24 protein-coding genes are annotated in these 26598 nt (G+C 68.8%); 11 read left to right on the plus strand and 13 right to left on the minus strand.

Annotated elements, in window-relative coordinates; genetic code table 11:
- The first annotated feature begins 179 nt into the window (after positions 1–179).
- The gene (locus G6N61_RS23120; RefSeq protein ID WP_163921597.1) at positions 180–1277 is read left to right on the plus strand and encodes an Rv3575c family transcriptional regulator; all 1098 of its coding nucleotides are present in this window, start codon (positions 180–182) and stop codon (positions 1275–1277) included.
- On the opposite strand, the gene G6N61_RS23125 is transcribed toward G6N61_RS23120, so the two are convergent.
- From G6N61_RS23125 to kstR, 3 genes are read right to left on the minus strand one after another with little or no spacing between them, the layout of a single operon-like run.
- Positions 1274–2215: an aminoglycoside phosphotransferase/kinase family protein gene (locus G6N61_RS23125; protein ID WP_163921600.1), complete on the minus strand. Its 942-nt coding sequence runs from the start codon at positions 2213–2215 to the stop codon at positions 1274–1276. The genes G6N61_RS23120 and G6N61_RS23125 overlap by 4 nt on opposite strands.
- Positions 2212–2961 (minus strand): trehalose-phosphatase, encoded by a 750-nt coding sequence (gene otsB / locus G6N61_RS23130; protein WP_163921619.1) that lies wholly within the window; start codon positions 2959–2961, stop codon positions 2212–2214. Before otsB ends, G6N61_RS23125 begins: the two co-directional genes overlap by 4 nt.
- Before the next feature lie 21 nt (positions 2962–2982).
- The gene (kstR, locus tag G6N61_RS23135) at positions 2983–3654 is read right to left on the minus strand and encodes a cholesterol catabolism transcriptional regulator KstR (protein WP_235887267.1); all 672 of its coding nucleotides are present in this window, start codon (positions 3652–3654) and stop codon (positions 2983–2985) included.
- A gap of 224 nt (positions 3655–3878) precedes the next feature.
- On the opposite strand from kstR, the gene G6N61_RS23140 reads away from it, so the two are divergent.
- Positions 3879–6005 carry an acyl-CoA dehydrogenase family protein gene (locus G6N61_RS23140; protein ID WP_163921639.1) on the plus strand — a complete coding sequence of 709 codons (2127 nt, stop codon included), beginning with the start codon at positions 3879–3881 and terminating at the stop codon, positions 6003–6005.
- A gap of 10 nt (positions 6006–6015) precedes the next feature.
- Here G6N61_RS23140 and G6N61_RS23145 read toward each other — a convergent pair whose 3' ends face one another.
- On the minus strand, positions 6016–6558 hold the full coding sequence (locus G6N61_RS23145; RefSeq protein WP_163921642.1) for a hypothetical protein: 543 nt from the start codon (positions 6556–6558) through the stop codon (positions 6016–6018).
- Between the two features lie 58 nt (positions 6559–6616).
- Positions 6617–7678: a ferredoxin--NADP reductase gene (locus G6N61_RS23150; RefSeq protein ID WP_163921644.1), complete on the minus strand. Its 1062-nt coding sequence runs from the start codon at positions 7676–7678 to the stop codon at positions 6617–6619.
- A 179-nt stretch (positions 7679–7857) separates the two neighbouring features.
- Between G6N61_RS23150 and hsaA the strand changes: the two genes are divergently transcribed.
- Genes hsaA through hsaB form a run of 4 tightly spaced genes read left to right on the plus strand, consistent with a single transcriptional unit; the run spans position 7858 to position 11492 of the window.
- Positions 7858–9042 (plus strand): 3-hydroxy-9,10-secoandrosta-1,3,5(10)-triene-9,17-dione monooxygenase oxygenase subunit, encoded by a 1185-nt coding sequence (hsaA, locus tag G6N61_RS23155; RefSeq protein ID WP_163921647.1) that lies wholly within the window; start codon positions 7858–7860, stop codon positions 9040–9042.
- A 16-nt stretch (positions 9043–9058) separates the two neighbouring features.
- Positions 9059–9979: a 4,5:9,10-diseco-3-hydroxy-5,9,17-trioxoandrosta-1(10),2-diene-4-oate hydrolase gene (gene hsaD, locus G6N61_RS23160; RefSeq protein WP_163921651.1), complete on the plus strand. Its 921-nt coding sequence runs from the start codon at positions 9059–9061 to the stop codon at positions 9977–9979.
- Positions 9976–10878 carry an iron-dependent extradiol dioxygenase HsaC gene (gene hsaC / locus G6N61_RS23165; protein ID WP_163921653.1) on the plus strand — a complete coding sequence of 301 codons (903 nt, stop codon included), beginning with the start codon at positions 9976–9978 and terminating at the stop codon, positions 10876–10878. The genes hsaD and hsaC overlap by 4 nt, the downstream gene beginning before the upstream one ends.
- 35 nt (positions 10879–10913) lie before the next feature.
- Positions 10914–11492: a 3-hydroxy-9,10-secoandrosta-1,3,5(10)-triene-9,17-dione monooxygenase reductase subunit gene (gene hsaB / locus G6N61_RS23170; RefSeq protein WP_163921656.1), complete on the plus strand. Its 579-nt coding sequence runs from the start codon at positions 10914–10916 to the stop codon at positions 11490–11492.
- An 18-nt stretch (positions 11493–11510) separates the two neighbouring features.
- Here hsaB and G6N61_RS23175 read toward each other — a convergent pair whose 3' ends face one another.
- Genes G6N61_RS23175 through G6N61_RS23185 form a run of 3 tightly spaced genes read right to left on the minus strand, consistent with a single transcriptional unit; the run spans position 11511 to position 14039 of the window.
- Positions 11511–12284, minus strand: coding sequence for an alpha/beta hydrolase (locus G6N61_RS23175; RefSeq protein ID WP_163921659.1), 774 nt, complete (start codon positions 12282–12284; stop codon positions 11511–11513).
- Between the two features lie 41 nt (positions 12285–12325).
- Positions 12326–13102 (minus strand): alpha/beta fold hydrolase, encoded by a 777-nt coding sequence (locus G6N61_RS23180; protein WP_163921662.1) that lies wholly within the window; start codon positions 13100–13102, stop codon positions 12326–12328.
- 31 nt (positions 13103–13133) lie between these two features.
- A complete protein-coding gene (locus tag G6N61_RS23185) occupies positions 13134–14039 on the minus strand; it encodes a LysR family transcriptional regulator (RefSeq protein ID WP_179973515.1) in 906 nt (301 codons plus the stop codon).
- Positions 14040–14147: 108 nt separating this feature from the next.
- On the opposite strand from G6N61_RS23185, the gene G6N61_RS23190 reads away from it, so the two are divergent.
- The 3 genes from G6N61_RS23190 to G6N61_RS23200 all read left to right on the plus strand — a co-directional run bounded on the left by G6N61_RS23190 (position 14148) and on the right by G6N61_RS23200 (position 18767).
- The gene (locus G6N61_RS23190; protein ID WP_163921667.1) at positions 14148–15497 is read left to right on the plus strand and encodes an MFS transporter; all 1350 of its coding nucleotides are present in this window, start codon (positions 14148–14150) and stop codon (positions 15495–15497) included.
- Positions 15497–16243: a 3-hydroxybutyrate dehydrogenase gene (locus G6N61_RS23195; RefSeq protein ID WP_163921670.1), complete on the plus strand. Its 747-nt coding sequence runs from the start codon at positions 15497–15499 to the stop codon at positions 16241–16243. Before G6N61_RS23190 ends, G6N61_RS23195 begins: the two co-directional genes overlap by 1 nt.
- A 217-nt stretch (positions 16244–16460) precedes the next feature.
- Positions 16461–18767 carry a putative bifunctional diguanylate cyclase/phosphodiesterase gene (locus G6N61_RS23200; protein WP_163921673.1) on the plus strand — a complete coding sequence of 769 codons (2307 nt, stop codon included), beginning with the start codon at positions 16461–16463 and terminating at the stop codon, positions 18765–18767.
- Here the strand turns inward: G6N61_RS23200 and G6N61_RS23205 are convergent.
- The 5 genes from G6N61_RS23205 to fadD3 all read right to left on the minus strand — a co-directional run bounded on the left by G6N61_RS23205 (position 18764) and on the right by fadD3 (position 24606).
- Positions 18764–19933: a pyridoxal phosphate-dependent aminotransferase gene (locus G6N61_RS23205; RefSeq protein ID WP_235887268.1), complete on the minus strand. Its 1170-nt coding sequence runs from the start codon at positions 19931–19933 to the stop codon at positions 18764–18766. The two genes, G6N61_RS23200 and G6N61_RS23205, sit on opposite strands and share 4 nt — an antisense overlap.
- A 10-nt stretch (positions 19934–19943) precedes the next feature.
- Complete coding sequence (ipdE2, locus tag G6N61_RS23210) at positions 19944–20885, minus strand: acyl-CoA dehydrogenase IpdE2 (protein WP_163921677.1); 942 nt, start codon at positions 20883–20885, stop codon at positions 19944–19946.
- On the minus strand, positions 20882–21844 hold the full coding sequence (locus G6N61_RS23215; protein WP_163921680.1) for an acyl-CoA dehydrogenase family protein: 963 nt from the start codon (positions 21842–21844) through the stop codon (positions 20882–20884). Before G6N61_RS23215 ends, ipdE2 begins: the two co-directional genes overlap by 4 nt.
- Positions 21845–21917: 73 nt before the next feature.
- Positions 21918–23051 carry an acyl-CoA dehydrogenase family protein gene (locus tag G6N61_RS23220; RefSeq protein WP_163921683.1) on the minus strand — a complete coding sequence of 378 codons (1134 nt, stop codon included), beginning with the start codon at positions 23049–23051 and terminating at the stop codon, positions 21918–21920.
- Between the two features lie 7 nt (positions 23052–23058).
- Complete coding sequence (gene fadD3, locus G6N61_RS23225; RefSeq protein ID WP_163921685.1) at positions 23059–24606, minus strand: 3-((3aS,4S,7aS)-7a-methyl-1,5-dioxo-octahydro-1H-inden-4-yl)propanoate--CoA ligase FadD3; 1548 nt, start codon at positions 24604–24606, stop codon at positions 23059–23061.
- 47 nt (positions 24607–24653) lie between these two features.
- Between fadD3 and ipdE1 the strand changes: the two genes are divergently transcribed.
- Together ipdE1 and ipdF are read left to right on the plus strand one after the other, a co-directional pair.
- Entirely contained in the window at positions 24654–25802 is a 1149-nt protein-coding gene (ipdE1, locus tag G6N61_RS23230; protein ID WP_163921687.1) for an acyl-CoA dehydrogenase IpdE1, read from the plus strand.
- A complete protein-coding gene (gene ipdF, locus G6N61_RS23235; RefSeq protein ID WP_163921689.1) occupies positions 25799–26587 on the plus strand; it encodes a (5R,7aS)-5-hydroxy-7a-methyl-1-oxo-2,3,5,6,7,7a-hexahydro-1H-indene-carboxyl-CoA reductase in 789 nt (262 codons plus the stop codon). The genes ipdE1 and ipdF overlap by 4 nt, the downstream gene beginning before the upstream one ends.
- The last annotated feature ends 11 nt before the right edge of the window (positions 26588–26598 follow it).

Here is a 26598-nt window from a genome sequence, read left to right on the forward strand (position 1 = left end):
GTTCAGGGCCGTCATCGTAGGGAGTGGGCCGGGCTCGTCGATCGGAGGACGACGCGCCTCGCCCGCATGTTCGGCGACGACGGCGTTTGAGGGGTCGGCGTGGTCGACGGACGGTGGCCAGCGCGTGAATGGGACCTGACGGCGACGCGCCCTGAGCGAACCCGCTAGCGTCATGGAGCATGTCCCGAGGTCAAGCGCCACGGCGCCGCGCGACCCTGGCATCCTTGGCCGCCGAACTCAAGGTCTCGCGCACCACGATCTCCAATGCCTACAACCGTCCTGACCAGTTGTCGGCCGATCTGCGGGAGCGCGTGCTCGCCACCGCCAAGCAGCTGGGCTACCCGGGTCCCGACCCCGTCGCCCGGTCACTGCGCACCCGCCGCGCGGGTGCGGTGGGCCTGATGATCACCGAACCGCTCAACTATTCGTTCAGTGACCCGGCGGCCCTCGACTTCGTTGCGGGCCTTGCCGAATCGTGCGAGGAGGTCGGACAGGGGCTGCTGCTGGTCGCCGTCGGACCCAACCGCAGCGTGAGCGACGGTACCGCCGCGGTGCTGGCCGCCGGAGTCGACGGGTTCGTCGTCTACTCGGCCTCCGACGACGACCCGTATCTTCCGGTCGTGCAACAGCGGGCCCTGCCGTTGGTCGTCGTCGATCAGCCCAAGCACGTCGCCGGGGCGTCGCACGTCGGCATCGACGACCGGGCCGCGATGCGCGCGATGGCCGAGCACGTCCTGGAACTCGGGCACCGCGAGATCGGCCTGCTCACCATGCGTCTCGGCCGCGAACGGCCGGATGCCGGTGTGGTGGCCGTCGCCGACCCCGACCGGGCCGGGACGCCGCACTTCGACGTGCAGGGCGACCGGATCCAGGGCGTACGCGACGCGATGACCGCCCACGGGGTCGACCCGCAGAAGCTGGTGATCGTCGAGAGCTTCGAGCACCAGCCCACGTCCGGTGGTCTGGCCGCCGAGGTGGCGCTGGAGGCGAATCCGCGCATCACCGCGCTGATGTGCACGGCCGACGTGCTGGCGCTCTCCGCGATGGACTACCTGCGGGCACGCGGCATCTACGTACCGGGCCAGCTGACCGTCACCGGGTTCGACGGGATCCCCGACGCCATCTCCCGAGGGTTGACGACGGTGCGCCAGCCGAGCATCGAGAAGGGGCGCCGCGCGGGCCGCCTGCTGCACCAGCCATCGCGCTCGGGTCTGCCGGAGATCGAGGTGCTCGACACCGAGTTGATCCGCGGCAGGACGTCGGGACCACCGGCTTAGAGCGCGGTCACCGGTTCGGTGGCCCGCCACTGGTCGACCATCGGCGCGATGGCATCGACGAGCATCGGTAGTTCGGGAGCCATCGCCAGCGCGGCGATCATGGCAAGGCGCGCCGCAGCTTCCGTCAGACGCAACACCCGCTCGTCGACGGCGCGCAAGCCCAGTGCTACGGCCGCTTCGTCGTAGATGGCGAGCGCCTCGGGGCCCACCATCGCGAGGTCGGACTCGACGGCGCCGGTGGTGACGAGTTCGAAGTCCGACCACAGATCGCCGTCCGGCGTGCTGATCATGTTGTGGTACGGCGCATCCCCGTGGATGGTCTGTAGGTCGACGCCGGCGAAGGCCTCCGTGAACGCCGCCCGTGAGGTGAGTACCGGCCCGATCGCGTCCCACTCCCGTTGCGCGCGGCGGAGATCGGCGGCGTCGATCAGGTGGGGGAGCCGCGCCAGCTCGGACAGCCCCTCGGGCACGTAGCTGCCGAACGGCGCCCAGAAGCCGAGCTGGCCGCCGTCGTAATCGCGCAGCGCAGCGTGCAAGCGCGCGGTCTGCCGCATGCGTTGCGTCATGTCCGGCTCCACGTCGGGCAACTGCTCGACGAATTGCCAGAACGTCATCGAGAACCCATCCCGGCGTACGGGTTCGCGCGGAACCAGGGGGCTCGGTCGCACCACGGGATGGCCGCGGTCGGCGAGCCAGCCCGCCACCGCGAGTTCCGAACGCTGTTGATTGGGCTGCGTTTCCGGCGCCCGGGAGTACGACGGTGGCAGCACCGTGGGTACGCGCACGACGACGGGCTCCGGGGCGAGGTGTACCACGACCGAGAACACGTCGTAGAGCACCCGCGGTTCCTCCACCGCGAGACCGAGATCGCGGCCCGCAGCGGTCGCGGCGGCCACCGCGCGCGAAGTGCGGGCGGCCATCTCCTCCGGCGTCATCATTCCCGGACGCTGCGCACGGCCAGCACGTATGCCAGCGCCTCGGCCACGTCGTCGGGAGCCTCGACGCGGAACGCCGCTGCCGTGTCGCCGGGTCCGACCTTGACCCCGACGTCGCCGTTGCGCATGCGGCGGAAGGCCTTCTCGTCGGTCACGTCGTCGCCGAGGAACAGCACGGCCGTCGCGCCGATCTGGTCGCGCAGGACGTCGACCGCGTGACCCTTGTCGGTCGACACGACGGCGAACTCCAGCACGGCCTTGCCGGCGGTGGCGTGGACGTCCCACGCGGTGGCCGCCCGACGTGCCGCCTCCAGCGCGGCCTCGGCGTCGGCGGGGCTGGCATTGCGTACGTGCAGGGCCGCGCTGGCCGGCTTGGTCTCGACGGTGACGCCGGGACGGCCCACCGCGATCTCGTTCAGCTCGCCGACGACCCGCTGCAGCAGCGCCTCGTCGACGTCCTGGGTGAACCCGGCTTCGAACTCGGCGCCGTGGCTGCCCACGAGGTGCACCGTCGGGGGCATCGCGGACAACTCCCGCAACACGCCGAGGGCACGGCCGGAGACCAGTGCGGCGGAGGTGTCGGGCAGGTCGGCGAGCCCCGTGAGCGCCTGCGCTGCTGCGGGCAGCGCGCGGGCGGCCAGGGGATCGTTGACGATCGGGGCGAGCGTGCCGTCGAAGTCGGAGACGACGAGCAGGTTCGGTGTAGTGGCGAGGTCGTCGAGCGCGCGGGTCAGATCGGCAGGAAGCACTAGATCATTCTCCCCGGTCGACTAGATCTTCGGGTGCTCCCCGTCGCCGATCAGCAGACGCACCGCAAGATCTAGACGCTTGCTGACGTCGGTGGCCGAAGCCCGGCGGGTCAGCCAGGCCAGCAGGTTCGACAGCCACACGTCGGAGATGACGCGCGCGATGTGGTACTGGTCTTCGGTCGGCTCGCCGTCGCTCATCGCCCTGGCGAACATCGAGTCCATCAGCTTGCCGACGTGATCAACCTCACCGGCCGCGGAGGCGTCGGCGAACACGAAGGCGCGCGTCATGGCCTCGGTCAGCAGCGGGTTGCGCTGCATGGAGCGGTTCAGCTTGCCGACCATGATGTTGAGCCGCTGGTACGGCGTGCCGCCGGTGAGCGAGGCGCGATCGGTCTTGGCGTCGATGCGCTCGAACTCGCGACCCAGCGCGGACACCAGCAGGTGGACCTTCGACGGGAAGTACCGGTAGAGCGTTCCGACGGCGACGTCGGCGCGTTCCGCGACTGCACGCATCTGAACGGCCTCGTAACCGCCCTTGGAGGCGATCGCGAGGGTGGCGTCAAGGATGCGCTTGCGGCGCTCGCGCTGAGCTTCGGACCCGAGTTCGGATTCGGCGAGGACGGCCACGTTCATCACCTGGCGTGGGGCCGAGGCCCCGTCGGACCCGGAACCGGAATTGGTCGCTGCTGGCATGCCAGCCGACCCAGTAGACCCGGACATGCGGCGGTCAGCTCCTTCTCCTCGAACACTGGGAGAAAACGATACGCACGACGGTCGTAGATTTCTCACCTCCGTGCCCCCGAGACACACACGTGTCCTGCTGTGATGGCGGTCTACTTGACGTTCGAACGCTGTCACCATTAGAACACGTTCTAGTGAGAAGCATCGCGTTCTCGCCCTAGGCTAGGAGGCCTTGAATGGCTCAGTCCACAGCGCTGGCACCCGCCACCATCACCGACGAACAGTTTGCTGCGCGGGACCTGGTCCGGAGTTGGGCACCCTCATCGGGCGCCGTCGCCGCGGTGCGTGCCGTCGAGCAGGGCGACCCCGATGCATGGCGCGCGCCGTACCGCGCGCTGGCCGAACTCGGCTTCTTCGGCGTCGCGGTGCCCGAGGAACTCGGGGGCGCGGGCAGCAGTGTCGAGGACCTCTGCGCGATGGTCGACGAGGCAGCTGCCGCACTGGTGCCCGGACCGGTCGCGACCACTGCGGTGGCCACGCTCATGATCACCGACGAGGGTCTGCTCGAGGCGCTGATGTCCGGCGCGCGCACCGCGGGTTTGGCGTTGGACGCCGACGTCGCCTTCGACGGATCGACGGCCACCGGAACGGCACCGTTAGTGCTCGGCGCCGAGGCCGGCGGGGTGTTCCTCGTCCCGTCCGGTGACCAGTGGCTGCTGGTCGACGGCTCCGCCGACGGCGTGACCGTCGAGCCGCTCGGCGCCACCGACTTCTCCCGTCCGCTGGCACGCGTGGAGCTGGCGTCCGCACCGGCCACCCGGCTCGAGGTGGGCGGTGAACGTCTGCGGGAGATCGCTGCGACGGTGCTCGCCGCCGAGGCCGCGGGTCTGGCGCGCTGGATGCTGCAGACCGCCACCGAGTACGCGAAGGTGCGTGAGCAGTTCGGCAAGCCCATCGGCAGCTTCCAGGCCGTCAAGCACATGTGCGCCGAGATGCTGCTGCGGTCCCAGCAGATCTCCGTCGCCGCCGCCGACGCCGCGGGCGCGGTGTCGGATCCCAATCCCGAGCAGCTGTCGATCGCCGTGGCCGTCGCAGGCGCCGTCGGCATCGACGCGTCGAAGGTCAACGCGCGGGACTGCATTCAGGTCCTCGGCGGCATCGGCATCACCTGGGAGCACGACGCGCACCTGTACATGCGCCGCGCCTATGCCAACGCCCAGTTCCTCGGCGGACGCTCGCGCTGGCTGCGCCGCTGCGCGGACCTGACCCGTGCCGGGGTGCGCAGGCAGCTGCACGTCGACGTCACCGATGGCGAGGACATCCGGCCCGAGATCGCGAGCATCGTCGCCGACATCGCCGCGCTGCCGGACGAGAAGCGTCAGGTGGCGCTGGCCGAGACCGGGCTGATGGCGCCGCACTGGCCCAAGCCGTACGGTCGCGCCGCCTCGCCGGCCGAACAGCTGGTGATCGATCAGGAACTCGACGCCGCGGGCGTGGTGCGGCCCGACATCTCGATCGGGTGGTGGGCAGCGCCCACGATCCTGGCCAGCGGGACCCCAGAGCAGATCGAGAAGTTCATCCCGGGCACGCTCAGCGGCGACGTGTACTGGTGCCAGCTCTTCAGCGAGCCCGGCGCCGGATCCGATCTGGCGGCGTTGCGCACCAAAGCCGTTCGCGCCGAGGGTGGGTGGAAGCTCACCGGCCAGAAGGTGTGGACGTCGAACGCGCACCGCGCCGACTGGGGCATCTGCCTGGCCCGCACCAATCCCGATGCGCCGAAGCACAAGGGCATCACGTACTTCCTCGTCGACATGAAGTCGCCGGGCATCGACATCCGTCCGCTCCGGGAGATCACCGGCGAGGCGTTGTTCAACGAGGTGTTCTTCGACGACCTGTTCGTGCCCGACGAGATGGTGGTCGGCCCGGTGGACGGCGGATGGCCGCTGGCTCGCACCACGCTGGCCAACGAGCGCGTGGCGATCGCGACGGGCGGCGCCCTGGACAAGGGCATGGTGCACCTGCTGGAGGTGCTCGGCGAGACGGAGATCGACGCGGCCGAGACCGACCGCCTCGGCGCCCTGATCGTGGCGGCTCAGGTGGGCGCGCTGCTCGACCAGTTGATCGCGAAGATGGCCGTGGGCGGCCATGATCCGGGTGCGCCGTCGAGCGTCCGGAAGCTGATCGGCGTGCGGTACCGGCAGACGCTGGCCGAGACGATCATGGAGTCGCACGCGGGAGCGGGCATCGTGGATTCACCCGACGTGCGCTACTTCCTGAACACCCGCTGCCTGTCCATCGCGGGCGGCACCGAGCAGATCCTGCTGACGCTGGCGGGGGAGCGGCTGCTCGGCCTGCCCCGGTAGCTCGGGGCGGTCAGTACCTGGTCTGGGCGCAGGCGTCCGGCGAGGTGAGGTTCACCCCGGCGTAGACCACCTGGATGTGCGAGCACACGATGTAGTCGGCGTCGGTCTTCGGGCGGCCCGTCGCCCAGTCGGTCGTGCGGGAGCTGCCGTTCAGCATGAACTTCTCCGGCGGACCGCTGCCGAAGTACACCGTCGAGTACTCGGTGTCGGTGATCGACTTGAACATCCGCGTGTTGGGGGCGTTGAAGTCGGAGTCCATGTAGACCATCCGGTCCATCGACCGCACCGTCGTCGTCTGCCTGCCGTAGAAGTCGCCGGGGAACGGGATGGGTCCGCCGGGTCCGAGCAGGCTCGCGGCGGTCGTGAAGTAGCACTGGTTGTCGGCGAGCACGCAGTTCGCCGTCACCTTCATCTCCAGCGTGTCGTACGGGTTCGTCGGGATCGTCGACGTGTCGACGTCCTGCGCGGCCCACGATGCCGACATCGGGGTGACGAGGGTCAGCGCGAGCCAGACCGCCGAGAACACGGCGGCGATCGCAGCAAACCGTCTCATGATGCTCCTGTCCGCCGGACTGGTCCGGCCCATGCTCGGGCTCACCGTAGCCTCCGGCTCACTCGTCGTAGGTGACTTCGACCGAATCCGACATCGGGGTGGCCTGGCAACCGAGGATCAGGCCCTCGTCGAGGTCCGACGGCTCTAGAACGTCGTTGATCGCCATGTCCACGGCACCACTCTTCATCAGCACCGCACACGCACCACAGTGACCCTCCCGGCAGGAGAACGGGGCGTCCAGCCCCTTGTCGAGCAGGACGTCGAGCAACTTCGCGCTCCGCGGCCACCTGATCTCGTGGGTCTCACCATCGAGCGTGACGACCGCGGTGGCGGGGCCTTGCTCGGAGTCGTCGTCCTCGGTGATCACGACCGCGGCGAACGGATCGGAGTCCAGTGACTTGAACACCTCGACGTGAATCCGCTCGGGCGCGGTGCCCGCCGTCTTGAGCGCCTCCTCGGCGGCGGCCATGAAGGGGCCGGGGCCGCAGATGAATGCGTCGTGGGCGGCATATGGCGCTACCAGCGTGCCGAGCGCGGTCGACGACGGCAGCCCCTGCACGCTCTCGAGCCAGTGCACCACCGTGAGCCGGTCCGGGTACTTGGCGGCGAGTTCGCGCAGCGCGCTGGCGAAGATGACCGACTTCTCGTCGCGGTTGGCGTAGACGAGCACGACGTTGCCGTTGCCCTCCGACAGCGCGGACTTGCAGATCGCCATCATCGGCGTCACGCCGCTGCCCGCGGCCAGCAGCAGGAAGTCGGCGTCGAGCGTCTTGGGCACGAAGGTGCCGGACGGCGGCAGCGCGTGCACCCGCATCCCGGGTTCGGCGTTGTCGCACAGCCAGTGCGAGGCGTACCCGCCGTCGGTGCGCTTGACCGTGACGGTCAGGGCGCCGTCGGTGAACGGCGAACTGCTCAGCGAGTAGCACCGCGCCACCGAACCGGTGCGGTCACTGGGCACGCGAAGGGTGAGGAACTGCCCGGGCGCGTACTTCAGTTTGTCCGCGGGCACGTCGTGTCCGTCGGGCACCTTGAACACCAGGGAACGTGCGTCGGCGGTCTCGATGACCACGTCGGCCAACTCGAGTTCGAGTACGTGGCTGCCGAGTGGCTCGTCGGTCACGCTGGCGTCTCCCATTCTCTCGTCGTCCGCCGCGGTGAGCGCCCAGAACTAGAACATGTTACAAAAACCTGCTTCCGCAGGTCCAGCCATCAAAGGAAAGCCTTACTCGACACGAATCGTAACGTGTTCTAATCTTGCGACTAGATCGAGTACGGGCCCGCGATGCTGGAGGCAATGCAGTGACGTCCATTGAACAACGCGATGCGCAGTCGGTCCTAGACGGAATCGACGATCTGCTGCCGCGTATCGCCAAGCGTGCCCAGGCGGCCGAGGATCTGCGTCAGATCCCCGACGAGACGATCGACGAACTCAACGAGGTCGGTTTCTTCAAGCTCCTGCAGCCCGAGCAGTGGGGCGGCCTGCAGTGCGACCCGACGTCGTTCTACGAGGCGGTGCGTCGGCTCGGCAGCGCATGCGGGTCCACCGGCTGGGTCAGCTCCATCATCGGCGTGCACAACTGGCACCTCGCGCTGTTCGATCAGAAGGCTCAGGACGAGGTCTGGGGCGACGACCCCACGGTCCGCGTCTCGTCGTCGTACGCCCCGATGGGCGCGGGCGTCGTGGTCGACGGCGGCTACCTCGTCAGCGGTGCCTGGCAGTGGTCGTCGGGGTCCGGCCACGCCACGTGGGCCTTCCTCGGCGGCCCAGTCATCAAGGACGGCAAGCCCGTCGACTTCGGGAGCTTCCTGATTCCGCGCACGGAGTACCGCATCGACGACGTGTGGCACGTCGTCGGTCTGAAGGCGACGGGCAGCAACACCGTGGTCGTCAAGGACGTGTTCGTGCCGCGCCACCGCTTCCTGTCGTACAAGGCGATGAACGACCGCACCGCTGGCGGCCTGGAGAACAACACCGCGCCGGTCTACAAGATGCCATGGGGCACCATGCATCCCACGACGATCACCGCCCCGATCATGGGCATGGCGTACGGCGCCTACGACGCGCACGTCGAGCATCAGGGCAAGCGGGTGCGTGCGGCGTTCGCCGGCGAGAAGTCGAAGGACGACCCCTTCGCCAAGGTGCGCATCGCCGAGGCGGCCAGCGACATCGACGCCGGCTGGCGCCAGCTGATCGGCAACGTCGGAGACGAGTACGAACTGCTCAAGGCGGGCAAGGACATTCCGTTCGAACTCCGCGCCCGCGCGCGACGCGATCAGGTGCGCGCCACGGCCCGCGCCATCGCGTCGATCGACCTGCTCTTCGAAGCCTCGGGTGCCACCGCACTGGAGACCGACAAGCCGGTACAGCGGTTCTGGCGTGACGCTCACGCCGGGCGGGTGCACGCCGCGAACGAGCCGGAACGCGCGTACATGATCTTCGGCAACGAGGCCTTCGGCCTCCCGCCCCAGGACACGATGGTCTAGCGGGGTCTCACACTTCATGACGTCATACATCCAAGAGACCGAGCAGCAGGTCGAGGTCACCTTCGAGTCGACGTCGCGCTATGCGCAAGTGCGTGCCGGCGAGAGGGACATGCGCCTGCACTATCACGAAGCCGGCGTGGGGAACAAGGGTTCCGCAGACACCGTGGTGCTGCTCCACGGCGGCGGTCCCGGCGCATCGAGCTGGTCGAACTTCTCGAAGAACGTCGCGGTACTGGCGCGGCAGTTCCACGTGATCGCGGTCGACCAGCCCGGCTACGGGCACTCCGACAAGCTCACCGAACACGAGCAGTACAACCGCTACAGCGCGAACGCGCTGCTGGGCCTGCTCGATCACCTCGGCATCGAACGTGCTGCGCTGGTGGGCAATTCGCTCGGCGGCGGCACGGCCGTGCGCTTCGCGCTGGACAACCCCAAGCGTGCCGGACGGCTCGTGCTGATGGGCCCCGGCGGGCTGAGCGTGAACCTGTTCGCGCCCGATCCGACCGAGGGCGTCAAGCTGCTCGGTCGGTTCACCATGGATCCGACGCGCGAGAACATGGAGAAGTTCCTGCGCATCATGGTCTTCGATCAGAGCCTCATCACCGAGGAACTGATCGACGAGCGCTTCGAGATCGCCAGTCAGCCCGAGTCGCTCGCCGCCGCAAAGGCGATGGGCAAGTCGTTCGCCGGTGCGGACTTCGAACTCGGCATGATGTGGCGCGAGGTGTACAAGCTGCGCCAGCCGGTCCTGCTGATCTGGGGCCGCGAGGACAGGGTGAACCCGCTCGACGGTGCCCTGGTGGCGCTCAAGCAGATTCCGCGTGTGCAACTGCACGTGTTCGGCCAGTGCGGCCATTGGGCGCAGCTGGAGAAGTTCGACGAATTCAACAAGCTGACCGCTGATTTCCTCACGGCAGGCAAGGGGGCAGGCAAATGAGCATCAGGTCACTCGGTTATCTGCGACTCGAGGCCACCGACATGGCGGCGTGGCGCGAGTACGGACTCAAGGTCCTCGGCATGGTGGAGGGGTCCGGCCCCACCGACGAAGCGTTATACCTGCGGATGGACGAGTTCCCCGCCCGCCTGGTCATCGTTCCCGGTGAGCGTGATCGCCTGCTGCAGTCCGGCTGGGAGACCTCCAATGCCGCTGCGCTGCAGGAGGTTCGCTCCGCGCTCGACATCCACGGCACGCCGTACAAGGAGGCCACTGCGGCCGAACTCGCCGACCGCCGCGTCGACGAGATGATCATCTTCGACGACCCGTCGGGCAATACCCTCGAGGTGTTCCACGGCGTCGCACTCGAGCACCGTCGCGTCGTGAGCCCCTACGGCCACAAGTTCGTCACCGAGGAGCAGGGGCTCGGGCACGTCGTGCTGACCACGCGCGACGACGCCGAGACGCTGCACTTCTACCGCGACGTGCTCGGGTTCCACCTGCGCGACTCCATGCGTCTGCCACCGCAGCTCGTCGGCCGCCCGGCCGACGGCGCGCCGGCGTGGTTGCGCTTCCTTGGCGTCAACCCGCGGCACCACAGCCTCGCGTTCATGCCGGGTGAGACGCCTAGCGGCATCGTCCATCTCATGGTCGAGGTCGAGAACGCCGACGACGTGGGCCTCTGCCTGGACCGCGCGCTGCGCCGCAAGGTGAAGATGTCGGCAACGCTCGGCCGCCACGTCAACGACAAGATGCTGTCGTTCTACATGAAGACTCCGGGTGGCTTCGACGTCGAGTTCGGTTGCGAAGGACTGGAAGTGGAGGACGACAACAGCTGGGTGGCCAGGGAGAGCACTGCGGTCAGCCTGTGGGGTCACGACTTCAGCGTGGGCTTCAAGTAGTCCCCGATGAGCGCTTGCGCGAAGAGCAGTCGAAGATGAGCGACCCGGGTATCGACCCACGCACCTTCCGACACGTGCTGGGGCAGTTCTGCACCGGCATCACGATCATCACGACTATGTCCGAGGGTGACACGGGCACTGAGCCCGTCGGCTTCGCCTGCCAGTCGTTCGCGGCGCTGTCGCTCGACCCGCCGCTGGTGCTGTTCTGCCCGACCAAGCAGTCGCGGTCATGGCAGGCGATCGAAGCCAGCGGCAAGTTCTGCGTGAACGTGTTGCACGAGAAGCAGCAGCACGTGTCTGCGCGGTTCGGGTCCAGGGAGCCGGACAAGTTCGCCGGGATCGACTGGAGTCCCTCGGAATTGGGGTCGCCGGTGATCGCCGACACCTTGGCGCACATCGACTGCACGGTGCACTCGGTGCACGACGGCGGCGATCACTTCGTGGTCTTCGGTGCGGTGCACTCGCTGTCCGAGGTTCCGAAGCGGAAACCTCGGCCGCTGTTGTTCTACCGGGGCGAGTACACGGGTATCGAGCCCGACAAGAACACGCCCGCGCACTGGCGTGACGATCTCGAGGCCTTCCTCACCACCACGACGTCGGACACCTGGCTCTAGACGCGGTCGTCGGGCGGCTCAGTGCCCGACGTGTTCGGTCACGAAGTCCGCGACCGCGGCGGCGACCTGCCGGTGCGCCGAGTCGTTGAGGATGTCGTGTCTACCGCCGGGGATCTCGTAGAGCGACAGCGGTTCGATCTGGTCGGCGTAGGCGCGCACCGCGCCGACGTCTGCGATGGGATCGTCCTCGCCGTGCACCGCGAGCGTGGGTATCGACAGGGTCGGCAGGTCCTTACCGAACCGGTCCCACGCGCGGTCGAGTTCGCGGGTCAGCGAGCCGCTGTCGGCGTCGACGAAGGCCAAGGGATCGTTCTCCATCGCGTCGAGGTAGAACTCGTCGGCCGACAGCCAGGCCGGCTCGAGCGCCAATGACGTGTCGACGTCGAGCAGGCCGGCCACGGGAACCAGCGGCGCGCCGGAGACGACGGCCGCGCGGTAGCGATCCGGTGTGCCGAGCACCCGGAACAGCGTCACGATCGCACCGAAGGAGTGGCCTGCCGCGACGAGCGGCAACCCGGGCGTGGTCTCTTCGACGATCTCGGTGAGTCGATCGGCGAGCGCCGAGGAGGCTTCGATGGTGCCGAAGTCGCCTCGGTCGCCGGGGCTGAGCCCGTGGCCCAGTTGGTCGACGGCCCAGACGTCGATGCTGCGGGCGTTGAGCGCGAACGCATAGCGGTGGTAGAGCCCGGTGTGCTCGCCGAAGCCATGCAGGAACACCACTGCGGCGACCGGGTCCTCGGCAGCCCAGTGCCGGTAGTAGGCGCGGGCGCCTTCGGTATCGAGGAACGGCATGGTTCGACGCTAGGGCACCGGGGGGCGTCGGCGCTCGCGCTTCACCCGGACGTGGCGTCGAGGATCAGACGCACCGTCTGCTCGGGCTGGTCCCAGTGCGGGAAGTGTCCGCAGTCGGTGAACCAGTGCATCGCGGCGTTCGGGTAGAGCTGCTTGGCGCGTTTCGCCTGGCCGGGGAGCGTGACCCGATCGTTGCGACCCCATCCGATGGTCACCGCCGCTCGGGTCGAACCGTTCTCGGCGCCTTGCTGTTTGGGTCCGTGGATCAGCTCGTGCACCGCGTCGTCGATGCTGGCGGACTTCGCGAAACCGCGGAGTTCCCGTAGCACCAGGTCGGCCGGCAGCCGCCACGGCTTCGCCGAGAACTGTAGGAGCAACGCAGTCCGGCCGACGCTGCTGCGGGTCAGCGCGGGCAACACGGGCTGGATCCGCTTGACCAGTGCGATCGAGGGGACCACCGTCGCGCCGAAGTACCGCACCTGGCCGTCGGTCCAGAACCCGCCGGGGTCGAGGGCCACGACATTGCCGCGGTGGCCTCGACGGGCCATCTCCAGGACCATGCGCGCGCCCATCGAACTGCCCACGACGTCCACGTCGTCGAGGCCCTGTTGGGCGATGAACTCCTCCACTGCGTCGGTGAGCGTTGCGACACTCACCTCGCCGGCGAGCGGCGGGCTGTCGCCGAAGCCGGGCAGGTCGACGGCGTACACGGTCCGCTCGCGGGCGAGCAGCGGAACCACGAGATCCCAGTTGTGCAGGTTGGAGATGCCGTGTACGAGCAGGAGCGGCCTGCCGGTGCCGGTGGTCACGAAGTGCATGCGGGTGGTTACCCGAGGGTGCCGGGGCGAATCAGTGCCGGTCCGTACCGAGGAGAACGTCTCGTAGCTCCCGCATGCGGTGTTCGATCGCGTCGACGACGGCGGCGACCTCGGGCCTGCGCAAGGTCTCGGATCGTGTGACGAGCCAGTAGGTGAGTCGCAGCGCGACGGCATCGGGCAGCACCCGGACCAGGTCGTCGTGCCGGTCGGCCATGAAGCAGGGCAGCAGGCCGAGGCCCGCTGAGGCCCGGGTCGCCTCGACGTGGACGAAGACGTTGGTGGACGTGACGGACTCCCGCATTCCGGGTGCCACGGCGCGGGCGAGGTCCAGGTCGTCGACCTGCAGCATGGAGTCGATGAAGTACACCAGGGGATGGCCGGTGAGGTCGGCGCGCGCCGCAGGCGTGCCGTGCCTGGCGAGGTAGTCCCGCGAGCCGTAGAGGCCGAGGCAGTAGTCGCCGAGGCGGATGGCCTTGGCCCGGTGCACCTGCGGTTCGCCGACCACCACCTCGACGTCGAGGCCGGAACGCTGCTGGGTCGCGCGGCGCGTGGTGGCGACGAGTTCCACCGATACGTCCGGATGGTTGCGCTGCACGTCGGCCGCCGCAGGCGCGGCGATGTAGGCACTGAAGCCGTCGGTGGCCGACATCCGCACCACGCCGCTGAGCGGTCGTCCGCCGTCGGGATCGCTCGACAGGCCACGCACCGCGGACTCGACGGCCTCGGCCGCAGACAGTGCGCTGCGCCCCATGTCGGTCAGTTCCCAACCGCCCGCCACGCGGACCAGCAGCCGGCCGCCGAGCGACTGCTCGAGCGTGGCGATGCGCCGCGAGATCGTCGTGTGGTTGATGCCCAGTTCGTCGGCTGCGGTGACGTACCGGCCGGAACGTGCGACGGCCAGCAGGACGAGTAGGTCGTCCGCGCTCGGCGTCGTCATGTCTGCATTTTCGCAGACGCGTGCTGCGATTCTGCCCATTGCACTGCATCAGTTCCTGCAGGAATACTCATGATCGATGTGTGCCGCGTCACAACGGAAGGTGGTCTCATGAGCAGCCCCATAACGACCGGTCTCAAGCGGGTGGTCGTGGCCTCCATGGCCGGCACCGTCGTGGAGTGGTACGAGTTCTTCCTCTACGGCACCGCGGCCACGCTGGTGTTCAACAAGATCTTCTTCTCGGAGACGACCAGCGAACTCAACGCGATCTTCCTGGCCTTCGCCACCTATGCCGTCGGCTTCGTCGCGCGTCCCGTCGGCGGTGTGGTGTTCGGCCACTACGGCGACAAGTTCGGCCGCAAGAAGCTCCTGCAGTTCAGCCTGCTGCTGGTGGGTGCCGCAACGTTCCTGATGGGCTGCCTGCCGACGTTCGGGCAGATCGGGTACTGGGCACCGGGGCTGCTGGTCACGCTGCGGTTCATCCAGGGCTTCGCGGTCGGAGGGGAGTGGGGCGGCGCGGTTCTGCTGGTCGCCGAACACAGCCCCGACCGCCAGCGCGGGTTCTGGGCCAGCTGGCCGCAGGCCGGCGTCCCGGTCGGCAACCTGCTCGCGACCGTCGTGCTCCTCGCGCTCACCGGCACGCTGTCCGACGAGGCGTTCCTGTCCTGGGGCTGGCGTGTCGCCTTCTGGCTGTCCGCGGTGGTCGTCCTGGTCGGCTACTACATCCGCACGAAGGTCACCGATGCCCCGATCTTCGTTGCGGCGCAGGAGGAAGCGGAGCGGATCAAGGCCACGTCGTTCAGCGTCGTCGAGGTGCTCAAGCGCTACCCGCGTGGCGTCTTCACCGCGATGGGCCTGCGGTTCGGCGAGAACATCATGTACTACCTCGTGGTCACGTTCTCGATCACGTATCTGAAGGTCCAGGTGGGTGCCGACACCAGCTCCATCCTCTGGTACCTGCTCGTCGCGCACGCAGTGCACTTCGCCGTCGTGCCCCTGGTCGGACACCTGGCCGACCGGTTCGGCCGCAAGCCCGTCTACACATTCGGTGCGGTCCTCGGCGCGACGTGGGGCTTCTTCGCCTTCCCGATGATGAACAGCGGCAACTACGCCGTCGTGACGGCCGCGGTCACCATCGGACTGATGATCCACGCGTTCATGTACGCGCCTCAGCCCGCGATCATGGCGGAGATGTTCCCCACCCGGATGCGCTATTCCGGTGTGTCGCTGGGCTATCAGGTGACGTCGATCGTGGCGGGCTCGCTGGCGCCGCTGATCGCGGTCAAGCTGCTGGACGTCTTCGACTCCTCGGTGCCGATCGCGATCTACCTCGCGCTGGCGTGTGGCATCACCTTGATCGCGGTGTTCTTCACCCGTGAGACCAACGGCATCGACCTGGAGTCGCTCGACGTCGCCGACGCCGAGGACCTGGCGGCGGAGCGTCGCAGGGCTGCCGTCTGATGCCGGACCTGGACGGCCGTTCCGCACTGGTGACCGGAGGCGCGAGCGGCATCGGTGCGGCGTGCGCGCGGGAGCTCGCCAACCGCGGCGCAACGGTCACGGTGGCCGACGTCGACGAGGAGGCGGCGGGCAAGGTCGCTGCCGAGATCGGTGGAACTGCCTGGGGCGTCGACCTTCTCGACGTGGGAGCGCTCGAATCCCTGCGGCTCGAGGTCGACGTGCTGGTGAACAACGCCGGCGTGCAGACCGTCGCGCCGATCACCGAGTTCGACCCGGCACGCTTCCGCAGCATGCAGGCGCTGATGGTCGAGGCGCCGTTCCTACTGATCCGCGCGGCGCTCCCGCACATGTACGAGCGTGGTTTCGGCCGGATCGTCAACGTCTCCTCGGTGCACGGATTGCGGGCGTCGCAGTTCAAGGTCGCCTACGTCACCGCCAAGCACGCGCTCGAGGGGCTGTCGAAGGTGACCGCGCTCGAGGGCGGGGCCCACGGCGTGACGAGCAACTGCGTCAACCCCGGTTACGTGCGAACACCGCTGGTGTCCAAGCAGATCGCGGACCAGGCCCGCACCCACGGAATCACCGAGGACGAGGTACTCGATCAAGTGCTCCTCACCGAGAGCGCGATCAAGCGCCTCGTCGAGCCGGAGGAGGTTGCGTCGTTGGTCGCGTGGCTGAGTTCGCCGGCCGCCGGAATGGTGACCGGTGCCTCCTACTCCATGGACGGCGGGTGGAGCGCCAGCTAGCGCTGGTGATCACAGCGAATCGCAGGGGCCGAGGCGTTGGTGGCCCGCCATTGGCGTAGTGGCTCGATTGTGACGGTTCACACGATCGCGAGTGCCTGCGACTACTCGGCAACTTTGCGTGCGATCATGATGCTGGCAAACTCGACGCAGTCTCGGCCCCGGATCCCACCGGGTGTCCGACTTCGACCAGTTCAGAAGCGAGCTGAGGTGAGCGCGGATGCAGGCATACCCATCGGCGTCGATGCCTCGTAGCGCCCGCCTCGTCCTGGCCGCTTTGCTGCTCGGCGTCGTCGGCTACGGCGCCACGACCCTGCCGGGCAGTGCCGGCTCCGCTTCCTCGGCCCTCGGTCACTGGCTCTACCCGTCACTGATGCTCACCGCAGCGGGCATGGTCGCCACCCGCGCCTGGTCTCGGCGCGAGGAACGATGGGCGTGGGCGCTGATCGCCGCCGGAATGCTCATCCCAGCGGTCCGCAACTTCCTGTATCCGGCGTTCGGGACGCTGAACGAACTCCGCCCGCTGTGGCTGTGCTTCTATCCGCTGCTGTTCGCCGGACTCCTGTTGCTGCTGCGGGCCAGACTGACACGGTTGCCCGTCGCACTCTGGCTGGACGCGTTGATCGCGGGGTCCGCCGTGGGCGCAGTTGCAGCGGTCGCCTTCGGCCCCTATGGCGCAGCCACCAGTGCAGCACCGCTGACCGTGATGTTGGCGCTGGCCTTCCCGGTGGGTGACGTCTTGCTCCTCTCGGTGGCCTCGTGCGCGCTGTCCGCACTGGGGTGGCGCACCGACCGCCGATGGGCCCTGCTGCTCGCAGGCTTCGTCCTGTACGCCGTCGCCGACGTCCTGTTCATGTTCGCCGTAGCCGACGGCTCGTACTCACGGGGCACGTGGTTCGACGCGCTGCGTCCCGCGGCCGCGCTGCTCCTGGCCGTGGCGAGCTGGTCGGGATCCGGGCGGAGCCTGCCGCACCGGTCGAGCGGGCTGCGCACCAACGGCGTGCCTCAGCTCGTCGGAACCGCCACTCTCGTCGGGCTGCTGGTGCTCGGCAACGGAGCGGCCCTGCCTCGGTTCGCCGTGGCGTTGGCCGTGCTGGGGCTCATCGCGGTCACAGCCCGCTTCGCGCTGTCGTTCCGGGAGGTCAGCCGGCTCGCCGACAGCCACGTGCACGCCACGACCGACGACCTCACGCTGCTGCCCAATCGTCGGGCCATGTCCGCGGCGCTGACCGCGGCGTCCTTCGAATACGCGGACAACGCGCGAACGAACGGCCCACCCGCCGGGCCCGGGCTACTGCTGCTCGATCTCGATCGGTTCAAGGGGATCAACGACTTCCTCGGGCATCACGTCGGGGACGAACTGCTCTGCCAGGTCGCCGAGCGGCTGGCACGGTCGGTGGCGCCCGAGCACCTACTGGCTCGAGTCGGCGGCGACGAGTTCGCAGTGCTGCTGGCGCCGGGCATCGATCCGCCCACCGCCGAGGCGGTCGCCGCACGGATCGTCGAGGCGCTCGGTGAGCCCTACGACCTGAAGGGCATCACCGTCAACGTCGAGGCGAGCGTGGGCATCGCGCTGTGCCCGCAACACTGCCGCCAGCCCGACGACCTCCTGCAGTGCGCCGACATCGCCATGTACCTCGCCAAGGGGTCACCGGTCCGGATCGCCATGTACGACAGCGTCCAGGACTCCCACCTCGTAGACGAACGTCAGGCCGTCGAGGAGCTACGGACCGCGATGGCCACCGGCCAGTTGGTGTGTCACTACCAGCCCAAGATCCGTGCCGACGACGGTCGACTGCACAGCGTCGAGGCGCTGGTGCGCTGGCAGCATCCCGCCCGTGGACTGCTGATGCCCAGCTACTTCCTGCACCACGCCGAACGCGGCGGTCTGATGCGTCCGCTGGCGACCACCGTGCTCAACGTCGCGCTTCGGCAGGCTCGTACGTGGCGCGAGCACGGTCTCGACATGACCGTCGCCGTGAACCTGTCGGTCACCAATCTGCTCGACGTCGACCTCGTCGACCACATCGGCGACCTGCTGCGCACCCACGACGTGCCGGCCGCCTCGTTGATCCTCGAGATCACCGAGGGCGTCCTGACGTCCGACGGCACGCGCTCGCGCAGCGTGGTCCGGGCGTTGCAGGACCTCGGGATCAAGCTGTCGATCGACGACTTCGGCACCGGGTGGTCGTCACTGGCGCGGCTGCAGGAGATGACGGTGGACGAACTCAAGCTCGACGGCGTCTTCGTCGCCCAGGTCACCGAGGACTCCCGATCCATCGCCATCGTGCGCTCGACCGTGGCGCTCGCCCACAGTCTCGGCGCGGCACTGGTCGCCGAGGGCGTAGAGGACCTCGAGACGCTGAACGCGTTGCGCGCCTACGGCTGCGACGTCACGCAGGGTTTCGTGCATTGCCCGCCGCTTCCGGCTGACGAGTTCGACCGCTGGCTCAGCGCGTCCGAGTCGGCGCGCGAGGTCCAGAATCTGCGGCCGGTCGAGTCCGCACTCGAGTCGAATCCCGGCTAGCGCGCGTTCGCGAGCCAGGGTTCCATGCGGCGCAGCGCCTCGGACATGTCCTCGGCCGCGCCGGCGAACGACAACCTGACGTAGGCGCCGCCGTGCACGGTGTCGAAGTCGATGCCCGGAGCGATCGCAACGCCGGTGTCCGCCAACAGCTTCGCGCAAAATGAGAGCGAGTCCGTCGAGTAGTCGGAGACGTCGGCGTACACGTAGAACGCCCCGTCGGCGGGCGCGAGGCGGGGCAGCCCGATCTCGGGCAGCCCGCGCAGCAGCAGGTCCCGGTTGACGGTGTAGTCGTCAACGAGCGCGTCGGCCTCGGTGATGGAGGCGGCGTCGAATGCGGCGACGGCGGCTTGCTGCGGCAGCGTCGGCGGACAGATCGAGAAGTTGCCGGTGAGGCGGTCGACGGCCCGCAGCAGCGGCCGCGGTACCAGCAGCCAGCCGAGCCGCCATCCCGTCATCGCGAAGTACTTGGAGAAGCTGTTCACCACGACCGCGTCGCGGGAGGTCTCCCACGCGCAACTCGTCTGCGGCGCACCGGGATACACCAGGCCGTGGTAGATCTCGTCGCTGACCAGCCGCACCCCGGACTGCTCGCACCACGACGCGATCGCGGCCAGCTCCTCCGGGGGCAGCACGGTGCCGGTGGGGTTCGCCGGGCTGGCGATGATGACGCCCTTGACCGGCGGGGTGATCGCCTCGAGCATCTCGACGGTTGGCTGAAAGCGGGTGTCGGGGCCGCACGGCACCTCGACGACCTCGCAGCCCAACGCGGAGAGGATGTTGCGGTAGCACGGGTAGCCCGGGCTGGTCACCGCCACCCTGTCGCCGACGTCGAAGCAGGCCAGGAACGCCAGCAGGAAGCCGCCCGTCGAACCGGTGGTGACCACGACCTCGTCGGGCCCGACGTCGACGCCGTACTTGGTGGCGTACGACGCGGCGATGCCTTCGCGCAGTTCGGGTATGCCCATCGCCACGGTGTAGCCGAGGTTGTCCTCGGCCAGGGCGCGGGCGGCCGCGGCACGGATGGGTGCGGGCGCCTTGGCGCTCGGCTGACCGGCCGACAGGTTCACCAGGTCGCCGTGGGACCGCTGTCGTTCGGCGGCGGCCAGCCACACGTCCATCACGTAGAACGGCGGGATGCCGGCGCGTAGCGCGACGTGGGGGTTCACCCCGTTCAGGCTAGAGCACCTCGGCTTCGAGGCGGCGCAGATGCTCTCGCGGTGGTCCGAGCAGCTGGGCGCTGCCGTGTGCGCGCTTGAAGTACAGCTGGATGTCGTGTTCCCACGTGATCGCGATGCCACCGTGCATCTGCACGGCCTCGGCCGCGACCGCGTCGAACGCCTCGGTGGCGCAGAAGCGGGCCAGCGCCGCGGACGTCGGGGTCGGGTTGGCGATCGCGTCGTGGATCACCGCGTGGGCCGACTGCACCAACACGTACATGTCGGCCATCCGGTGCTTGAGCGCCTGGAAGCTGCCGATCGGCCTGCCGAACTGAACGCGGTCCTTCGTGTAGGCGACTGTCAGGTCGAGACAGCGGCTCGCCGCGCCGATCTGCTCGGCGGCGAGCAGGATCGCGGCCAGATCGGCGATACCGGGGTCGGGGCCGATCGGCTGGGTGTCGCGCACCTCGACGCGGGCCAGCCGTCGGGTCGGGTCCATCGTCGTCAGCGCGTGCGACTCGAATGACGTCGCGCGGGCCAGCTGGTCCCCGTCGACGACGATGATGACGTCGGCAACGTCGCCGCCCAGCACGTAGTCGGCATCGAATGCGATGGTGCCGATGGAGGTGCCCTCGGCGAGCGCACAGATGGTCTCCTCGTCCGGGTCGGCGGCCGACAGCAGGGCCAGTTCGGCGAGCGTGGTCGCCAGCAGCGGCGTCGGCACCAGGTTGCGGCCCAGCGCCTCGATCACCGCGGCGGCATCACCGAACTCGCCGCCCGCACCTCCGAGTTCCTCGGGCACGACGAGTGCGGCGGCTCCCACCTGCTCGCACAGCAGGGTCCACAGGTTCTCGTCGTAGCCGCGCTCGGACTCCATCGCCGCGCGGACCGCTTCCGGCCCGGCGTGCTTCTCGACCAGCGCGGTCACGGTGTCGCGCAGCAGATCACGTTCTTCGCTCACAAGCGGGTCAACTCCCTCAGTACGCGGTTGCGGTGCCATGTCGCGTCGCCCCATGCCGACCGCAGCGCCTGCACCCGCAGCAGCAGCAGCGACAGGTCGTGTTCCTGGGTGAAGCCGATCGCGCCGTGTGTCTGCAGCGAGGTGCGCGCAGCCAGCAGCGCCGCATCGGATGCCGCGGCCTTGGCGGCGCTCACGTCACGCGCCGTGTCCGGAGAGCCGTCGGCCAGTGCCAGAGCCGCGCCGTAGACGAGCGGTCGAGCCATCTCGACGGCGATGTGGACGTCGGCGAGCTTGTGCTTGATGGCCTGGTAGGAGCCGATCACGCGACCGAACTGGGTGCGCTGCTTGGCATATGCGACCGAACCGTCGAGCATCGCCTGACCCGCGCCGACGAGTTGGGCCGCGGTGACCAGTGCGCCGAACTCGAATGCCCGGGCCGTGTCGGCCTGCCACGGTGCACCGTCGGCCGCCACGTCGAACAGGATGCGGGAGGGATCGACGGAGGCATGCGCCTCGCCCGCCGTGCCGTCACGGACCTCGCCGTCGCCCGCCACCAGGATCAGGCCGGAGCTGTCGGCGTCGACGGCCCGCGGTGCGTGCGGCGGCAGCGCCACGGTGACGACCAGTTCGCCCGCGGCCAAGGCCGCCGAGCGGTCGTCGTCGGCCAGCAATACCGGTGCGACGGCTACGGATTCGGCCACCGGACCGGGCACGCCCCAGTACCCGAGGCGTTCGGCGGCGACCACCAGGTCCACCGGATGCGCCTCGATGCCGTCGAACTTCTCGGGGACGGCCAGCGCCGTCACGCCGAGTTCGGCCAGTGTCGACCACACCTTGCGACCGGGATCGTGGTCACCCGCCGACCAGGAGCGCACGGCCGCGGGCACGTTGGCCGCGCCCAGCGCGGCGTTGATGCTCGCCGCGAAGTCGCGCTGCTGATCGTCGATCTCGAAGTTCACTTCTCGACTCCCGCTCGTTCCGGTCCTCGCTCGTGCCTCGCTGCGATCCTCGCTCGCGATCGTCTTCGGATGTTCACTTCTTCGGCTCCCTGGGCAGGCCCAGCAGGCGCTCGGCGATGATGTTGCGCTGAATCTCGTTGGTGCCGGCGTAGATCGGTCCGCCGAGCGCGAACAGCAGTCCCTCGGTCCACTCGTCGGCCAGTTCGGCGTCGGCGCCACGCAGGTCGAGCGCGGTCTGGTGCAGTTCCACGTCGAGGTCGGACCAGAACACCTTCGTCACCGACGACTCGGCGCCGAGTTCGCCGCCGGCCTGCAGGCGCGTGACCGTCCCGAACGTGTGCAGGCGGTAGGCCTGCGCCTTGATCCAGGCGTCGGCAACGCGTTCGGCGTACGCCGGGTCGGCGTCCTCCTTCCACAGCCCGACCAGCCGTTCGGCGGGGGCGAAGAACCGCGCCGGGCTGCGCAGGGACATGCCGCGCTCGTTGCTCGACGTGCTCATCGCGGCGCGCCACCCGTCGTTGGGCTCGCCGATGACGTCCTCGTCGGGCACGAAGACGTCGTCGAGGAAGACCTCGCCGAAACCGGTGTCGCCACCGAGCTGCGCGATGGGGCGGACGGTGACGCCGTCGGCCTTCAGGTCGAACATGAAGTAGGTCAGGCCCTTGTGCCGCTGCGCCTCCGGGTCCGAGCGGAACAGGCCGAACGCGCGGTCGCCGAACGGTGCGCGCGAACTCCAGATCTTCTGGCCGTTGAGCTTCCAGCCGCCGTCGGTGCGGGTCGCGGTCGACCGCAGCGAGGCGAGATCGCTGCCGGACTCCGGCTCTGACCAGGCTTGCGCCCAGATCTCCTCGCCGCTGGCCATCTTCGGCAGGATGCGGGCGCGTTGCTCCTCGGTCCCGTGGGCGAACAGCGTCGGGGCGAGCATGCCGGTGCCGTTGGCGCTGGCCCGGCCGGGCGCACCGGCGCGGAAGTACTCCTCCTCGAACACCACCCACTGCAGCAGGGTGGCGTCGCGCCCGCCGTACTCCTTGGGCCATGCGATCACCGACAGCCCGGCGTCGAAGAGCACCTTGTCCCACGCGCGGTGCTGTTCGAAGCCCTCGGCGGTGTCGTAGGACTTGGTGGGGAAGTGCGACCGGTTGGCCGCGAGGAAGTCCCGGACCTCCGCGCGAAAGGCCTCGGTCTCGTCGTCGAGATGCAGGTCCATGTCGGTTCTATCCAGCCGTCTCTCGCAGTTGGGGTTTGACCACCTTGCCGCCGGGGTTGCGCGGCAGGGCGTCGAGGAAGGTGACCGTGCGCGGCGCCTTGAAGTTGGCGAGATGCGCACGGGCGTGGGCGATCACGTCGGCCTCGGTGAGGTCGAAGCCGGGCTTGGCGACGACGAAGGCCTTGCCGACCTCGCCGAGGCGTTCGTCGGGTACGCCGATCACGGCCGACTCGGCGACGCCGTCGAGGCGGGCCAGCACCTGCTCGATCTCGGCGGGGTAGGCGTTGAAGCCGCCGCAGATGTACATGTCCTTGAGACGGTCGGTGATCCGCAGGTTGCCTGCCGCGTCGACGCTGCCGATGTCACCGGTGTGCAGCCAGCCGTCGGCGTCGATGGCCTCGGCGGTGGCCTCGGGGTCGTCGAGGTACCCGAGCATCACGTTGGGTCCGCGCAGCAGCACCTCGCCGGTGTCGGCGTCGCCGTCGATGCGCAGTTCGAAGTCCGCGATCGGGCGGCCGCTGGTGGTGGCCACGGTGACGGCGTCGTCGTCGGCACAGCACATGGTGCCGAAACCGCTTGCCTCCGTTAGCCCGTACGCGGTGAGGACGACGTCGATGTCGAGTTCGGTTTGCATCCGCTCGATGAGCACCACGGGGATGGTGGCCGCGCCCGTCACGGCGAACCGCAGTGACGACAGGTCGTACTGGTCGCGACGGGGGTGGTCGAGCAGCGTCTGGTAGATCGTCGGCGGGCCGGGCAGGACGGTGATGCCGTGGTCGGCGACCGCCTGCATCGCTCGCTCCGGGTCGAAGACGAGCTGGGGGATCAGCGTGGCCCCGGTCTGCAGGCAGGTCAGGATGCCTGCCTTGTACCCGAAGTTGTGGAAGAACGGGTTGATGCAGAGGTAGCGGTCGGCGCTGGTGAGCTGCCCGCACGCGGCCCACGCCGCGGGTGCCTCGAGGGACTGCCGGTGCGCGCACAGCACGCCCTTGCTGCGGCCGGTGGTGCCGGAGGTGAACAGGATGTCGGCGACGTCGTCGGGGGCGACGGCGGCGGCCCTGGCGTCGGCGGCCTCCAGATCGGTACCGCGGGCGACGAACTCGTCCCAGGAGCCGTCCTCGCCGTTCTCGATGGGCACGCGCACGACGTGACGCAGCGCGGGCAGAGCCGCGCGGTCGAGGTCGCCGACCCGGTCGGCGCCGAGGAACCGGCCCATGCCGATCAGGAGGGGGGCCTGCGTGCGGGCGAGGATGTCGGTGGCCTCGCTGGCCGTGTACCGGGTGTTGAGCGGTACGACGATGGCGCCCGCATAGGTCGTGGCGAGGCTGGCGACGACCCAGTGCCAGGTGTTCGGCGACCAGATGCCGACCCGGTCGCCGGCCCCGACGCCGAGGTCGATCATTGCTGCCGCGGCCTGTCTGACCTCGGTCCGGAGCTGGGCGTAGGTGATCCGACGGTCCTCGGTGACGAGCGCGTCGTGGTCGGCGAATTCCGCGGCGGCCCAATCGAGCATCGCGGGGATGGTCCTCGGCCGCTCGCTCTGGGGCGTCTTCATTGATGCTCCTCTAACAAAGCAAGTGCTTGGTAGGTTAGCCTACAAGCATGTTGGAAGTCGAGGCGTTCAGGACCGAGGTCCGGGAGTGGCTCGCCGACAACCTGGTCGGCGAATACGCAGCTCTCAAGGGTCTCGGTGGACCGGGTCGCGAGCACGAGGCATTCGAGGAACGGCTGGCCTGGAACCAGCATCTCGCCAAGGCAGGCCTGACCTGTTTGGGCTGGCCGGAGGAGCACGGCGGGCGGGGGTTGACGGTCGCCCACCGCGTCGCGTTCTACGAGGAGTACGCCAAGGCCGACGCCCCCGACAAGGTGAACCACCTCGGCGAGGAACTCGTCGGCCCGACGCTGATCGCGTACGGCACGCCCGAGCAGCAGCAGCGCTTCCTGCCCAAGATCCTCGACGTCACGGAGCTGTGGTCGCAGGGGTACTCGGAGCCCGGTGCGGGTAGCGATCTGGCGAACGTGTCCACCTCGGCCGAACTGCGCGGCGACTCGTGGATCATCAACGGCCAGAAGGTGTGGACGTCGCTGGCGCACTGGGCGCAGTGGTGCTTCGTCGTCGCCCGGTCGGAGAAGGGGTCCAAGCGGCACGCGGGGCTCGCCTACCTGCTGGTGCCGCTGGATCAGCCCGGCGTGCAGATCCGCCCGATAATCCAGCTCACCGGCGACTCGGAGTTCAACGAGGTCTTCTTCGACGACGCCCGCACCGACGCCGACCTGGTCGTGGGGGAGCCCGGCGACGGTTGGCGGGTCGCGATGGGCACGCTCACCTTCGAGCGTGGGGTCTCGACGCTCGGACAGCAGATCCGCTACAAGCGTGAGCACGCAGGCATCGTCGAGATGGCCAAGCGGACCGGCGCGATCGACGATCCGGTGATCCGCGAGCGGCTGACCCGGTCGTGGGCCGGCCTGCAGACGATGCGGTCGTACGCGCTCAAGACGATGGACGTAGAGCAGGCGGGGCAAGATTCCGTGTCGAAGTTGTTGTGGGCCAACTGGCATCGCGAGCTGGGCGAGATCGCCATGGACGTGCAGGGCATGGCGGGCCTCACGCTCGACGACGGCGAATTCGACGAGTGGCAGCGACTGTTCCTGTTCTCCCGCTCGGACACCATCTACGGCGGGTCCAACGAGATCCAACGCAACATCATCGCCGAGCGGGTGCTCGGCCTACCGCGAGAGGCCAAGGGATGAACCTGTCAGCCGCACCGAAGGAGATCGACGGGCACGGCCTGCTGGCAGGCAAGATCGTCCTGGTCACCGCTGCCGCGGGTACCGGCATCGGATCGACGACGGCGCGTCGCGCGCTGCTCGAAGGCGCCGACGTCGTCGTGTCGGACTACCACGAACGTCGACTGGGCGAGACCCGCGACGAACTGGCGGCGCTGGGGTTGGGTCGCGTCGAGTCCGTCGTGTGCGACGTGACGTCCACCGAAGCCGTCGACGCCTTGATCGTCAGCGCAGTCGAGAAGCTCGGGCGCCTGGACGTGCTGGTGAACAACGCCGGATTGGGCGGGCAGACACCCGTCATCGACATGACCGACGACGAGTGGGACCGCGTTCTCAACGTCACGCTCACGTCGGTGATGCGCGCGACGCGGGCCGCGCTGCGGTACTTCCGGGATGTCGACCACGGCGGCGTGATCGTCAACAACGCAAGCGTATTGGGTTGGCGTGCACAGCATTCGCAGTCGCACTACGCCGCCGCAAAGGCCGGGGTCATGGCGCTGACGCGCTGCAGCGCGATCGAGGCCGTCGAGCACGGCGTGCGCATCAACGCGGTCTCGCCGAGCATCGCGCGGCACAAATTCCTCGAGAAGACCAGTTCGTCGGAGCTGCTCGACCAGCTGTCGTCCGACGAGGCGTTCGGCAGGGCCGCCGAGCCGTGGGAGATCGCCACCACCATCGCGTTCCTGGCCAGCGACTACTCCAGCTACCTGACGGGCGAGGTCATCTCGGTGTCCAGCCAGCACGCCTGACTACGCTGGGC

Source organism: Mycolicibacterium arabiense (genome assembly GCF_010731815.2).
GTDB lineage: Bacteria > Actinomycetota > Actinomycetes > Mycobacteriales > Mycobacteriaceae > Mycobacterium > Mycobacterium arabiense.